We start from the raw sequence: 14,880 nt of genomic DNA, 5'->3' as shown, positions 1-14,880 counted from the left end.
ATCATAACTACACCTCATACTGTGCTTTCCACAGCCGAGCATAGTACCCATCTTTTTCCAAAAGTTCTCTATGCTTTCCTCTTTCAAGCAATTTTCCTTTTTGAAACACAAGAATTTGATCTGCCTTTTGAATAGTCCTTAAATGATGAGCGATCACTATGACCGTTCTGTTTTTTGCAAGTTCTGTAATGGCATCCTGTATTAAAGACTCATTTACGGGATCGACATTACTGGTCATTTCATCGAGGATTAAAATCGGAGCGTCTTTTAAAAATGCTCGTGCAATGGAAATCCGCTGTCTTTGCCCGCCGGATAAGAGACCTCCATTTTCTCCAATATCCGTTTCATAGCCTTTCGGCAAGCTCATAATAAAATCGTGAATCTTTGCCTTTTTTGCAGCTTCGATGATTTCTTCTTTTGTTGCTCCTTTTTTTCCTACTCGGATATTTTCCTCGATGGTGTTATCGAAAAGCTGCACATTTTGCATAACAATACTGATGCGATCCAAAAGTTCATCGTAGGGAATATCCCGACTATCGGTATCGCCGAGTGTAATACTTCCGCCTTGCACATCGTAAAACCGCAAAAGCAAATTCGTAACTGTCGTCTTACCGCTTCCCGATTCTCCTACAAGCGCAGTCATCGTTTTTTCCGGAACGGAAAAAGTTACTCCATTCATTTTGAACTCATCTTGTTGATATGCAAATTCGATATTTTCAAAAGCTATATCATTATGTTCAGGAATAATACCGTCCGCTTTATCCGGTATTACTTCTGCATATAAAATTCTTGAAAGTCGTTCATAACTGTCTACTGCCGAAACATAATACATATAGTGCTGTTCCATCGACGCAAAGGGCTTATAAAATTCCTTTGAAATAACGGCAAAGATGATAAAATCAAATACGTTCAAATTGCCGTTTATCACAAACATCACTCCAAATATAAGGAGCAGTAAATATCCCATATCAAGTAAAAAACCGAATACGGATAATTGTTTTGCTTTAAATCTTGAAGCAACTTTGCTTGTTTCTCCGAATTTTTTTGTTCTTTCTATCAGTTCACTATCCAGACTTTTGTTGTTGGAAAAACTTTTTAATACCGGTATCCCTCTAACATATTCAACAAATAAACTCACCATATCCAAAAGAGCGGAGTTGTTCTTATTTTCAATTTCCTTTGATCTTTTAATTGTCATAATTAAGAACGCAAGAGCAATAGGAACGGATACTGTCATTATCAGTGCAAGCCTTATATCAATACTTGCAAGACCGATACATACCACTGCCGCTATTAAAAAGTCCCCGAACATTCTTGACCACATATGTCCTACAACAAGAGACATAGTATCAACATCCTTATGAAGAATCGTGTTAATCTCACCAAGTCTTTCATTGGTATAAAATCCTAAGCTGAATTTTTTTAGTTTAATAATCATTCGCTCTCTAATCTGCTGAACAATATCAAATCCTGCGCTGTGCTTTTTCATGTCTGCGACCATATTGCAAATTCCTTTGAATACAACAAGCAGTGCAATTGCGATAAAATAGGCATAGAGACTTTTTATACTCGTTCCGGCAAATATTTGAAACAAGATAGAAAAGACAATAACAATCATCGCTATGGAGCTTAACCCATAGAGAGCAAAGAATATACTTGATATAATCAAATCTCTTTTACCGGTTTTTGTAAGCAGTTTTAGCATCTCTCTAAACATTTTTTATTACTCCCGTTATGCAATCGCAATCTGCTGCGCTGCTCGTTCGTGAAAAGCTTTGTTCCTCGTCTTTCACATTCCATCTATCTACCTTATTCTGTGCTTCAACCATATCACGATAAAACTCACATCTTTGCATTAGTTCTTTATGATTGCCTGTGTCGAGAACGATGCCTTTATCCATCACAATAATTTGATCCGAATCTTTTATCGTATTCAGATGATGAGCAATGGTAATAACCGTTTTATCCTTACGTAAATCATCAATCGCTTCTCCAATTAATTTTTCATTTTCACTATCAACTGCGGCCATTGCTTCATCTAATATCAAAATCGGTGCATTTTTCAGTATCATCCTCGCAATGGAAATCCTCTGCTTTTCTCCGCCTGATAACTTGACACCCATTTCACCGACTTTTGTATTATATCCATTCGGTAAAGCAGAAATAAAATCGTGACATCGTGCTTTCTTTGCGGCTTCTATGATTTCTTCTGTTGTTGCTCCTGTTTTACCGATAGCGATATTTTCCGAAATACTTACATCAAAAAGAATAACCTCCTGCTGCACACTTCCGATAAGTTCTGCAATATTCTCCTGACTGTAATGTTTTATGTCTTTTCCACCTATCGTTATGAGTCCGCTGTCTGCATTCCAAAAGCCCATAAGCAAATTGGCTACGGTGCTCTTTCCGCAACCGCTTGCTCCGACAAAGGCATTCAAGCTGTTTTTCTTAAAAGTTAAATTGATGTCTTTCAGAGAAAAGCTTTCTTTACCATAAGCAAAATTCACATTTGAAAATTCTATATCGCCGCATTCCAAACCTTGTACCATTTTTTTATTCGGAATCGGAACGGTTAAAATCTTTCCTATTTCTTTTAAGGCCTCCTTAAACACAATAGAAAAATGTTGCAAAGTAGCAGTCTTACTTATAGAGGCTGTAAATGCAGAGGACAAAATAATAGCAAGAATAAAATGAGGTGTTGTAATGTTCCCATGATAAAGAAATATACTTCCTAAAATCATAACAATAACTACGCCGATTTCCATGAATATATCAATGAGTCCCATTGGAATGGTAATTGCTCCCATACTCTTTTTCACCCAGTAAATATATTCTCTTGCCGTCTTTAGTGTCCGTTCACTCATCTCTTCTTCTTTTGCAAAAGCTTTAATCACGGAAATATTTTTTACATATTCCATCAGTTCTTCTCTCATCTTACTTTCATGGTTGAAGTAGAGCGCAAAGTTTTTATTCATTGTTTTCTGCGAAAGTATTTTTACCGCATACATCAGCGGAACACCTGCAATCATGCTAAGTGCAAGACGCCAATCTACAAAAATCATTGCGATGAAGATGATAACAGGAAGAAGCGTAACAGCCATTATTTCAGGTAATCCATGCGCAAGATATACTTCAACCTGCTCTACATCATGTTGAACGATATTGGTAAGCTCTCCGGTATTATGCTCTTTGAAAAATCCCAAACTGAGTTTTTTCAGATGACCTATAATATCTAACCTTAGTTCCGTCAATTTTTTATATGCTTTTTCGTGAGCAACTTTCGTCGCATAATAATAAAACACCCCCTTTAGAATAAAGGAAGTGAGCATTGCAAGAAAAATATACTTCACCTTTGCCGCTGCTATATCTTGTGCAATCAATGAACTTATGAGATAAACGAGCAGTACCTGCGGTATTAAATCAAATAGTATCTTTAAAGAAAGCAATATATTTGAACTCACATTATTACCGACTGCTTTTTTCCGCAGCTCTTTTTCTGTCATAAACAACTCCATTACAAATTACAAATTACAAATTACAAATTCTTTGCGACTTCCCATCCGGCGGCTTTTTGTTGCTCTTGTATCATCTCAAAGTAGGTGCCGCGCTTTTGCATAAGTTCCGTATGAGTCCCTTTTTCTTCGATACGGCCGTTTTTCAACACGATGATTTGATTTGCGTTACGAATGGTGTTCAGCCGATGAGCGATGACAAAGACGGTTTTACCCTGCATAAGCGTATCCAAGGCGGCGTTGATTTTCCATTCGTTGTCGGCATCGAGTGAGGCGGTTGATTCATCCAAAAGCACGATGGGTGCATTTTTTAAAAGAGCACGGGCAATAGCAATGCGCTGTTTTTCGCCGCCTGAAAGAGCAGCCCCGCCTTCCTCAAGCAGGGTGTTATATCCGTCAGGCTGCTCGCTGATAAACTCATGACATTGAGCCGTCTGTGCCGCAGCGATAACCTCCGATTCCGAAGCATCGGGCTTTCCGATTTTAATATTATTGTAAATGGTGTCCGACAGTAAAATGCTGTCTTGAAATACCGCACTGACAGACTGTAAAAGCGTATCGGGTTCTATTTCTTTTATATCCTTTCCGCCGATTTTAACCGTACCTTTTTGCGGATCCCAAAAGCGGGCTATTAAATTAGCAATCGTGGTTTTGCCTGAACCTGACGGGCCGATAAGAGCAGTTACCGTTCCCTGCTTTGCCTCAAAAGAAATGGAATGTAATACAGCTGTTTGTTTTGCACCGTCTGTTTCCCGTTCGGTATTAGATTCACCGCTCCGGTTTTGAAACGTATGGAACGGTTCTCGATAAGAAAATGAAACATCCTCAAAGGAAACGTCAAAAGGCTGACTTTGTTCCTGCCTTGTTTCTCCCACCGTTGTGCCGGTATTTGACTTTGAAGTTCCGGCGGTTTGTAAACACGGTAGGGGTTGAGCCGTATACGCTTTTTGCACATGTTCCGCCGCAGGTTTTAAACCTTTTAGTAAACCGTATGCGTGTTCAAATGAAATTAATACTCCCGAAAGCGCAAGGCTCATCAACATAAAAGCGGTGAGTTTTTCGGGGCTGACCGATCCGCTCTTCAGAATATATACCGAAGATAAAAGAGCAAGCGGTAGTAAAAAATGAGCTGCTATAAAATAGACGGCAGCAGGCAGCGAAAGTTTTATTTCCGCTTTGATATTGGTTTTCCTTACCGTTTCCAACGACTGCAGCATTCTGTCAAATTTCTCTCCGGTTAGATTATACGCCTTAAACACTTTTATTCCTTTAATGTATTCCAGCACAATGGAAATCATACGAGCGGTGAGTCGATGCTTTTCATTTCCGAAATGCTCCGCCAAGCTGTTTCCCCAATGCAAAAACGGAATAAGCACAAGGAGAGCTGCCGTTTGCGCTATCGCCAAGGGAACATCGATACAATACATACCGATTAAAATCAGCGCCGCCGTTACCGCGGTTTTTACCAGTGCGGGAAGCGTATGCGTAATGATCAGTTCAAAATTGGTAATATCTTTTACAAGGGTTTCCAAAAGAGCACCTGAACTGTGCCGGTTAAAATAGCCGAGGCTTAACGAGCGATAGTGATTTGCCAAATCGAGCCGCATTTGCGCACATACTTCCGCCCCGCGAGCAAAGCAGAGGTAGTAACCTGTGCGGTAAATAATTAAACGGAATACCACCGCTCCTAAACAAATCAGCGAATAGGTAATGATAATTTCTCCGGTCAATGTGTTACGTACTAATCCGACCACCGTAAAATAGAGCATAATGTATAAGAGCATACCGCCCACGGAATCAAGCGACATTAAAATAATCGGCAGCCTTAATTCTTTCCGTTTTTCTTTTAATATATGTGCAATCAGTTTTAACATATCAGTTTTCCTCCTTTACATTTATAGTGTCGTGGTTGAGAGCGGATATGTACGTGCGCTGCATCTGTGCATACAAACCGTTTTTATTCATCAGTTCAGTATGACTGCCTTGTTCAGCGATGCTGCCTTTTTCAAAGACAAAAATAGTATCCGCATTTTTTATCGTGTGCAGACGGTGCGCAATCATAATGACCGTTTTTCCTTTGAGCAAATTTTGCAATGCGACTTGAATCTTATGTTCATTTTGAATATCCGAATATGAAGTTGCTTCATCAAAAATGAGGATAGGCGCATTTTTAACTAACGCACGCGCAATAGAAATCCGTTGCCGCTCTCCGCCTGAAACCTTTACACCCTCTGTGCCGATTTTCGTTTCATAACCGTCGGGCAAACTCATAATAAAATCGTCAATTTGAGCTGCCTGTGCTGCCTTGCGTACTTCTTCCAAAGAAGCGGCACTCCCCATGCGGATATTTTCGAGCAGCGTGTCTTCCAATAAAAACACCTCTTGAAACACAAACGAGGTAAGCGCCATAAGGTTCTCCGTTTGCAGTTCCGTAACGGGAATACCGCCGATAGAAATAGTGCCTGCAGAGCTATCCCAATACCGTCCGATAAGCTGGGCGGCGGTGGTTTTGCCTGCACCGGAAGCTCCGACAAAGGCGTTGACGGTTCCCGCCTTTACACATAGCGAAACATCATTTAAAGCGTTCCGTCCGTCTTCTCCATACGAAAATGAAACACCGTCAAACCGGACATCATAACGGCCGTTTAGCGGAAGAGTTTTTGATCCGCTTTTCATCTGAGGCTCTTCCAAAATTTTTTTAACCGCTGCAAGTCCGCCGCCGAGTTCCATCGACTGCATAGCAATCGTAACCGAATTTAAAAACGATGTATAAAAGCACACCGTCAAAAGAATAAAAATCAAAAAAGAAGAAACGGACAGCGCGCCTCTTACATAAAGGAACCCTCCTGCCGGCAGAGTGAATAAGATTGCCGAATCCAAGATAACCGATGCTGCCGAAAGCGGATTACACGAAGCGGTGCACATCTTTTTCCAGCAAACGGTATACGTCTGTAAAGCGGTTTTATACTGTTGAAATTTTTCGGCTGTTACGCGGTACATCTTCATCACCGGCATTGCAGAAATATATTCCGTAGCCGATGCATTCAAGGCTTCCATATCCTTTGCAAAATCGTTCGCCAATCCCGAAAAATTACTTGCCGCTATCATCATCATCGGAACGGCAATACCGAGCAGCATAGGAACAAGCATAACCAATGCCATAAGCCAATGGAGATGCAGCATAAATACAAACATCGCAAGGGGAACAACCGCCGCCTGCGTGAGTTCCAAAGTGCTGTGCGCTAAAAAAGCTTCTACTCTATCAATGTCATCGAATAGGGTTGTCTTGATTTTACCCGCTGCATTTTTTTGAAAAAAGCCTGCATTCAGATACGAGATATGTTGCAAGACTTTTATCTTTACCGTATGCATCGTATTAAATGCCGCTGTGTGCGAACAAATTCCCGCAATCGACATCAACACTGCCTGTACTGCTGCTGCTGCAACACACATAACAGCCCAATGTAAAAGCGCTTCCGCACTCATTGACCGAGCAATAATCATTTCCAAAATCCGGTACACAGCAATGTACGGAACCAACGACAATACCGAGCCGATCGCTGCAAGTACCATACCCGCAGCCAATTTTCCCCGCTCCGCCTTAGCCAGCGTAAAAACATACGCCGCTCTAACTTGTTTATCCGCCATAGGCTTTTTCAATTCTTTTTCAGTCATTTCAAATAACTCCTTATCATCATCAAGTGTTAACATCCATGTCTTCAAAACTAAATAATATTGAATATATATTCAGTATTATAGCCTAAAATAAGGAGCGGTTTGCCGCTCCTTCTCTTCCATTGTTTATGCCACAAGTATGGGTTACAACGATTCAACTCCGTGATAATAACATCGGTTCATTAAGGTGAACATTTCCATTGCCCACTCGTCGTTTTTATAATGGCGTGCAATTTCTAAAAGCCCCTCAACATAATTATTGGAAAGAATATGAAACAGTGCCGGATCATAGGAGCCATGCGCAAACTGCGCGGCTCCTTTTTCGATATGTAACTGCAGTCGTTCAACCCATCGGTTTTTTGCTCCGGCGTGTTTGGTGCCGGAACTTTTATCCATCAGAATGACGAGCTTTATATGATTTTTTAAAAGCCCGTGCACATATTCCGCGCCGATTTTTTCAAAACGTGTTGACGGCAGCCCCGACTCCATAGCTTCTTCTTTTTCCAGCGCATTCGTAAAATACTCGGTTATACCGGCAACAACCGTATCAAACAAAACTTCCTTATTTTTAAAATAGGTATAAATGAGTGCTACAGGAATATCAGCTTCATCTGCAATATCCGTCAGCTTGGCGCTCCTATAATCTTGTTCATAAAATATTTTTTCTGCTGCGGCGAGAATTCTATTTCTCACTTCTTCTTTCAATACTTGCATCTCAAAATCGCTTGTCTTTTTATCAAAATTGAATTTTAATTTAATATTAAAGAGAAGGATATTGTTTGTCAAGTCGACTATTGTAACGGCAAGGGATACAATAAGAGAGAGTACCGATACCTCCTCTCAAAAAGTACCTATACCGCCATTTTGCACAGGGCGATATGATTTATCTCATCGCTGATAAATACGTGATTATCCCAAATATCCATAATCCTGAATTTGGAATATCCTCTTGGGAATGTAATATCGAGAAGTTCCAGGTCAGACAATCTCAACAGTTTTTGGTTTCCTTTCCATTCATCTGTCTTGAAAATCGGGGATAGGATCAGATATTCTTTTTGGGCGCTGAATTTTCCCCTCACGCCATGCTTTTGTGCAAGCTTTTCCAATTTTTCCTTTCCCCATATTTTCCTCTTGTAGATACCGTCTTGGGTGAGTTCGAGATACCAATAATACTTGAATTGTGATAAGCGGCAAGGATTTATCGTATCCGATTCCACGAAGGCATAAATCGAATTATCTTTTATCATAAGGCTGCCTATCTGGGGATAGGAGTAACTAAAATCCATTTTGTGATGGATACCCTCTGCCCGTCCCAAGGATTGCATAAAATTGCTCCGGACTTTTTCATTTGTAAACACAGGGGTGAGTTGCTTGTCCCAGTGCAGCGTATGCGTCTCATTATCATAATGTAGAGAGGTAAAACTATTTGCGGCAAAGACCTCTCCGTCGACACGGCAAATAATCGGATAACCCCCCTTTTCGCCAAGTGTGGAAATCTCCGTGATATTCTCTGCGGCACACAGGTTTTCACTTACTACTTCGCACGGCTTCTGCTCGGGAGACGACACCCACCAGGCTTTTTTGTCTTCTCCGCTAATAATTAAAATGTCGGAACCTGTATCCAACAAAACGGGCTTATTCCAGCTTTTCTTTTGTGCGGGAGACGGAATGAATGACCATCGCCCCGCCTTTATCCAAACGATACCGTAGCTCGTGCCGTCGTCGCCGCTGCCCCAGATAACGAATTCGTCTTTTCCTCGTGCAAAATGATTTTTTGCATTGATAGGAGCATATTGATAGGCGCCGTTGCTTAGCTCGAATCCTGTCGTCGTCCACTCTGAAATTTTATCTAATTTTACCTGCATGATTTTCTATCCTACACAATAAAGTTCTATCCTTGTCTTCTGTTTGTATTATTATAAAATAATTTAGTCCGTTCTTTGGTCAGCAGCCCTTTGTCTGCAAGCTTGTTTACAAAATTTTCTTCGTATCTTGCAAAATCTTCGGCACAGCCTATGTTTTCTGCAAGGAGTAAGAGGGCATTATCTATCGTTTCAGATTTCGGATTTCTGCCAAGTTCTACCTCGATATATTCACACAGTCTGTCGAGAGTCTCATAATGCTCTTTATCCGCCTTTTCGAAATTACCGCTCCAGTCTATCGAATCAAGCCTTTGTTTTAACTGTAATAAATTAATATTATCCATATTTTTCGCTCTCTACACTGCTACCTTATGATCCGAATTTTTTCCAGTCCTTAACCGATTCGATAATCGGTTGGGAAAGTTAGTTAATCAAATATACATCGCTATTTTTATCCGACAAAAATATATTCGATGACAAGCTCACAGACAGCATCGTTTTTATCGTAGCCGAAATATACCGGATATTTTCCGTCACCGAAACCGCTTTGTATCATGGGAATGGTCAAGTTCGTTCCTTCTAAGGGATAGTTAATCCAATCACCGCCGTCGCGTTGAAAGCGCGGATTTGCTGCATAACTCTTTTTGAACTCTTTTGCAAAATAATCGTCGTATATATTTTTGTCGGGATTTTCGTTTGCCCAACGGCTTTCAAAATCGCAATAGGCATCCCGTGTTTTTACATCGATAACCGTTGCAAGCCCTGCATCGACATTAAATCCGAAAAAACTTTCTCCATTGACGTCGTCCAAATCTTCATTGCCTATCAAGGCTTCACGATATACGGCAGCCTTTTCATCGGAAAATTTTACCCGTGTTGCAACATATCGGTAATGGTCTTCTTCTATTTCGACAACCAAAGTTTCTAATGGAAAAATTCCTGTAGGTACTTTTTGCAGATACGGTTCCGCGTTTCTGTCAAGGTAGACAAGCGGATCACGCACCAAAATATTTCCCGTCGGAAAATGCACGGTTCCCATCGGCAATATAAACAACTTTTTTTTCTTTACTTCATTTTGAGAAAACAAGTTACCGTAATGCACAGGAGATACAAGCAGCTCCTTCACCTTTTCATATTTTTCAATCCATTCTCTTGTCGGTATCATATAAACCTCCACATAAAGATTAAATAATATAGTATTTATCAGTACATGTGTCCACAGACAAAAGTTTCATTTTTTGATATACTTACAAGAAGTTTTTATTGGAGTCATGATAAACAGTTCGGCAGGAATTCAGCCTCACTGTTTATCTGCCGAGTTTGTCTTTCGACAAACGTCGCATTATTATATGTGCTTTTTAACTGCGTTACAAAAGCACGGAAAAAACTTTTTTCGCAAATTGATATTTGCTGCAAAAAGCTTTTATAGGAGATTAAGCTATGAAAAAAACGGAACATTGGTATTTCGGTCAGTTGAATCTTGAGGCAGTCGATGACACGGATGTTATTTGGGAAAAAGAGATTCAGGGGATAGACACATGGCTTTGGCTCGGCAAAAATGTAGAACCGTCTACCGGCATACTCGACCTTTATGCACAGTTTCTTGAGAACATAGACGATAAAATAAAAGAAGCAAGAAAAGCACTTATAGCATATTTAAAAGATGACAGTTACTATATCGACTTTCATATTGAAGAATGCAGACTGGAAGATTTACCGACTGATATTACCGAGTTTGTAACGAAAATGATAGTAACCAATATCGGCTTATGGATTGACAGTGAAAAGCCGCACATCACAATGGATTTTATGATTGCACCTGATGAAAGCGATGAAATACTCTGCGTAAAATTCGGTGAAGATGCAAAAATCATATCCATCGATTGGGAAAGTTAGCGGTTAGAAATGTTACAATTCTTCTATGAAAACGAGGACTTTGGCGATAAGCTGATAGATTACATTAAGAATAATCCCGAGAAATTTGTCTATGTGGGCAGTTATGAAACAGATGAGGATTAGAGAGAAAGCAACAAACTGTGATTTATGTTAAATTCTATAGCAAAACTAAAGATTGTTTTTTAGAGGACATCAACAGAAAACCAAGTGCCGAGATTGAAAAAATAATAAGCTGCGACGCTGACATTATCTATCAATCTCCTCATCCAAATAAGATTATTTGGGCTGCAAAACGGCTGGACGAAAATTGTGTACGCATAATGGTATTCGATAAAGCTGCAAACAAAATTGCTTCTATAAAAATGGAAGATGCATTAAGCGATTCAGATATAGCTTTTACAAGTTTAAATGAAGACAATCGCATAGTAGTATCTTTTGCAGCAGGACAGGACGGCTCTCAAGATTATTGCATAGAATTAACTCAAAATGAGCTGAAAATAATATATAAGTTTCCGGAGAATTTATCTTATATATTTAGCTTCGATAAGTATGCTTTGCTTGCAGATTTTTATAGCTCAAACTTTTTTAAAATTTCCTCCTCCGATTTTACGCCGATTGCTGAAAATACATATTCTTTGTTTAAAGAAGATTCATTATCCAATGTACAGAAAATCAATGATAGTTTCGGAATAGTTTGTACTACTGAAGGAAGATGCTATGCATTTGATTTATCCGCACTTGAATTAATTGATGAACTGATTATTGATTGCAAAACAGGGGCTTTAGAAAAAAATTGGGCTGTGAATGCATTATTTCAAACAAGAGATGAAATGATATTCGAATATCGCAATTATAAAAACGGAAAAGAAAGCATTGAATGGATTAGCGTAGATAAATTATATTTGGATAAACTTATCAAAGAACGGAAACCGTGATATAATTAAAAAATGGATAAATATTATAAAATTAATAGAAGCACTAAAAAAATTAAAAAAATGTCCTATACGACGGTTATGGCAAGGATGTAAACTTAAAAGAAATAGGATTGAGCGAATACGGTTTGTCGCAAAATTAAAATTTTGAAATGTAATAATATATAAGAAGAAGGGGGCATAATTATGCAAGCTAAAAGCGGAGATGTGTACTGTGTGTATAATTCATATTTAAAAAAATATACTGCGTGCCAAATAACCAAGATAGAGGAAGGTGAGAAAAAAACGAAAGCAGTGCAGCTCTGGTTAGATTGGTCGGGTGAACAGCCTCTCAAAGAGGAAGAATTACCTTTACTAAAGCCGCTTTATCAGGACTTTATGTACTGGAAACGTGGTCTGCATCTTTGTAATGTTGATGTCATGGTGCCTGCGAACCATATGTTAATCGGTAACATGCAGCCATTAACCGATGAAAGCACAAATACCTATGCAATGTCTTGGGGAAACGGATACGAAGTATATCGTCAACTTAAATGGCAGGAAATTCCTAAAGAGCAAAGAGATGCGTTTAAAAAAGCGGAGAGCAGTAAGGAAAAAATTATATTTGCCGGAAAAGAAAGACCGGTTTCCAAACATCGCATATATGATGATGTTCCTTTTGAAAATGTGCTGGAATTAAAGGCCTTTCCATGCTTATCCTATTTGGCATGTAAAAAATGGCATACCGGTTTATATGAATATTTACAATCATGTCCGTTTTTAGATGAGCTGGTACTTGAAAATCATCAGCAAAAAAAATTGGATTTTTCCAATACGCATTTACATAAGCTTTCCATTGATATGAACGGCGTGGAAGAACTGTATCTGAATAACGAATTGGAAGAACTTATTCTGTTAGGTGAAGTAACAAATAACTGTAAAATACATGCTGTTGAAAACGGAGCTTTATTACTTTTAACATCAACTGAAATAGTGCCTAAAATACAGGGGCTAAAAGACTTGGGCAAACTGCATTGCTCAGAGATTACAGAACTTGATGTAGCCGAGATTTTAAAAGTATATCCGATGCTGAAGGAATTGCGGCTATGGGGCAAACCCGGTATTCTTTCTAACCTTTCTATGCTATCCCGATTTACAAAACTGGAGGGCTTTACTACGGTTGATTTATTCGGTTTTTCTGCCGAAGACATTCCGGAGCCGGATCGTTTACCTAACTTACATTGGTTTTGGATGAGCAGCCTGCCGGAGGATGCGGCAAAAAAAGCAAAACAACTGTATAAAAAGAAAACAGAACGAGGTCTTAACCTTTGGATACAAAAGCCGCGAAAACCGGAATGGCTGGCGCAGAACCTTGACAATCCGTTCCGCTCATGGGACGGACAAGAAAATATTTCTGCAGCGAATGCCAAGAAAGCAGCAGATGTATATAAAAAAACAAGAGCCGAAATTCTCAAATTGGAACAAAGCTCGCCGATCGAAGCTGCTCGGACTGCCGAAGCTTTGGTGAGGGCATACACTGAAGCCTTTAATAAGATGGACAAACGCAAATATTTTATTGAAACAGTAGAACGAGAGGATATCTATTGTGCTCTTACAGAACTTTTAGATTTAATACCGCCTTCTCTATCTATCAATAAAGAAAAACTCTTAGAAATTTTTGATACGATACGGGATTTTTAGGATTAAAAGATGTTTCCGAATTATTTGGACGGCGCAACTGTTTTAATGATTGCTTACTTAGCCGAGGATTCTGAAAATGAATCTGTAAAAAAGATATTCGCAAGGATAAATCAACAACCCCGACGCAAGCGTCGGGGCACAGTGCTCAACGTTTCGCACTGTGTGTTCTATAAGGTGGTTGCAGTCGGCTTTAATACCCTTTATTACGACGCAAGCATCGGGGTATTAAACCCTCCGCACGAATAAAGACTTCGAGAATCTTTCTCCCAAAGAACAGGAAGTGTTCACAGTAAATTTTCCGCATATCTTTAGAAATTAACATGAATAAAATTGTAACTACAACAGTAATGGTAATTTTTACTCTTTTAATTTTTACAGCCGATATAGTGTTAATCACAAGATTTTTCACACTGATAAAACAAAGAAGATATAATGATTCGGCTCCTCTTTGGGGCGGACTTCCCGATTTATTTCCAAAAATTGAAAATAAATATCTTAAAACTTTTTTGAACTACATCATGCTAAATATTGCGGTGTATATCATCGGGTACTATTTCCCAAAGACAGGAGTTTTTACCAAAACTCTTAAATTTTCTTTTGATATTGTTATCGAGGGCTATAGATTTTTAGTATCGTTTATAATAACGAATTTGTTTTTAGCTATTAGTCAGCTTACAAGAAAAATAAAAATTTTTCAACAAAATACAATTTCGGCTAAACTATACTACATTGAACTTATCATCATTCCCATTATTGTTATTTTTTCTCTTTATTTTTTTGACAGCGTTTTTGATAATCTTACAATAAAGGTAACAATATAAAAGAATAGTACACTCACAAAATTGCTAAAAGATGATAGAATAAATATGAGGAGACAGCAATATGGAAGTTATTTTGAGTACGGTAATCGGCGGTGAAATTACGGTTGAGGTTGATGGTGGGAAAATTGTTCATTCATTGATAATAAAAATGAGAAACTCCTTGAAAGAGCATTTTAAAAGAATATTTTTTGAAGGGCTAGATAGAATAAAAATCAACGTATATATCAGCGGAGATGTTTCTTCTTATTGCGATAAAACGGGTATTACTGCAACCCGATATTTCCGTGCAAAGACAGAATATACGACAGAGTTTTGTATCGATAAAAACTATTGGTCGTTAGAACCTGTTCTTCCAGTGGATAGAAAGTTTATTCTATTCATGGAAAACTCGTTGATACAGTTAGGCGGAATTATTGAAAAAAAGCTTAAAGCAGCCGGATATAATTTTGATGGCGAGCTGTTTAAAGAAATTGTTCTTAAAAGTTTAAGAGGGATTAGTTAA

General features: G+C 38.8%; 13 protein-coding genes. 5 read left to right on the top strand and 8 right to left on the bottom strand.

Translation table 11 applies throughout. The features are described from left to right. Positions 1-7 precede the first annotated feature (7 nt). From ABH09_RS06440 to ABH09_RS06405, 8 genes are all read right to left on the bottom strand, one after another. A complete protein-coding gene (locus ABH09_RS06440; protein ID WP_253715710.1) occupies positions 8-1,717 on the bottom strand; it encodes an ABC transporter ATP-binding protein in 1,710 nt (569 codons plus the stop codon). Continuing rightward, entirely contained in the window at positions 1,710-3,503 is a 1,794-nt protein-coding gene (locus ABH09_RS06435; protein ID WP_253715708.1) for an ABC transporter ATP-binding protein, read from the bottom strand. Before ABH09_RS06435 ends, ABH09_RS06440 begins: the two co-directional genes overlap by 8 nt. A gap of 32 nt (positions 3,504-3,535) precedes the next feature. Beyond that, on the bottom strand, positions 3,536-5,386 hold the full coding sequence (locus tag ABH09_RS06430; RefSeq protein WP_253715706.1) for an ABC transporter ATP-binding protein: 1,851 nt from the start codon (positions 5,384-5,386) through the stop codon (positions 3,536-3,538). A 1-nt stretch (position 5,387) separates the two neighbouring features. Further along, a complete protein-coding gene (locus ABH09_RS06425) occupies positions 5,388-7,160 on the bottom strand; it encodes an ABC transporter ATP-binding protein (RefSeq protein WP_371922151.1) in 1,773 nt (590 codons plus the stop codon). A gap of 171 nt (positions 7,161-7,331) precedes the next feature. Next, entirely contained in the window at positions 7,332-7,901 is a 570-nt protein-coding gene (locus ABH09_RS06420; protein WP_162663522.1) for a TetR/AcrR family transcriptional regulator, read from the bottom strand. 137 nt (positions 7,902-8,038) lie between these two features. Then, positions 8,039-9,052 (bottom strand): hypothetical protein, encoded by a 1,014-nt coding sequence (locus tag ABH09_RS06415; protein ID WP_253715704.1) that lies wholly within the window; start codon positions 9,050-9,052, stop codon positions 8,039-8,041. A gap of 26 nt (positions 9,053-9,078) precedes the next feature. Further along, positions 9,079-9,393 carry a hypothetical protein gene (locus ABH09_RS06410; protein WP_009216794.1) on the bottom strand — a complete coding sequence of 105 codons (315 nt, stop codon included), beginning with the start codon at positions 9,391-9,393 and terminating at the stop codon, positions 9,079-9,081. Between the two features lie 107 nt (positions 9,394-9,500). Next, positions 9,501-10,214 carry a DUF4241 domain-containing protein gene (locus ABH09_RS06405; protein WP_253715703.1) on the bottom strand — a complete coding sequence of 238 codons (714 nt, stop codon included), beginning with the start codon at positions 10,212-10,214 and terminating at the stop codon, positions 9,501-9,503. A 275-nt stretch (positions 10,215-10,489) separates the two neighbouring features. Between ABH09_RS06405 and ABH09_RS06400 the strand changes: the two genes are divergently transcribed. From ABH09_RS06400 to ABH09_RS06380, 5 genes are all read left to right on the top strand, one after another. Beyond that, positions 10,490-10,945: a DUF2004 domain-containing protein gene (locus ABH09_RS06400; RefSeq protein ID WP_253715702.1), complete on the top strand. Its 456-nt coding sequence runs from the start codon at positions 10,490-10,492 to the stop codon at positions 10,943-10,945. Between the two features lie 140 nt (positions 10,946-11,085). Further along, positions 11,086-11,880: a hypothetical protein gene (locus ABH09_RS06395; protein ID WP_253715701.1), complete on the top strand. Its 795-nt coding sequence runs from the start codon at positions 11,086-11,088 to the stop codon at positions 11,878-11,880. 183 nt (positions 11,881-12,063) lie between these two features. Continuing rightward, positions 12,064-13,557, top strand: coding sequence for a gliding motility protein (locus ABH09_RS06390; RefSeq protein WP_253715700.1), 1,494 nt, complete (start codon positions 12,064-12,066; stop codon positions 13,555-13,557). 320 nt (positions 13,558-13,877) lie between these two features. Next, a complete protein-coding gene (locus ABH09_RS06385; protein WP_253715699.1) occupies positions 13,878-14,378 on the top strand; it encodes a hypothetical protein in 501 nt (166 codons plus the stop codon). 61 nt (positions 14,379-14,439) lie between these two features. Continuing rightward, positions 14,440-14,880: an Imm12 family immunity protein gene (locus tag ABH09_RS06380; RefSeq protein ID WP_253715698.1), complete on the top strand. Its 441-nt coding sequence runs from the start codon at positions 14,440-14,442 to the stop codon at positions 14,878-14,880.

The sequence above is a fragment of the Treponema sp. OMZ 803 genome (genome assembly GCF_024181165.1).
GTDB lineage: Bacteria > Spirochaetota > Spirochaetia > Treponematales > Treponemataceae > Treponema.
This window is presented reverse-complemented; position numbering and strand designations above follow the sequence as displayed.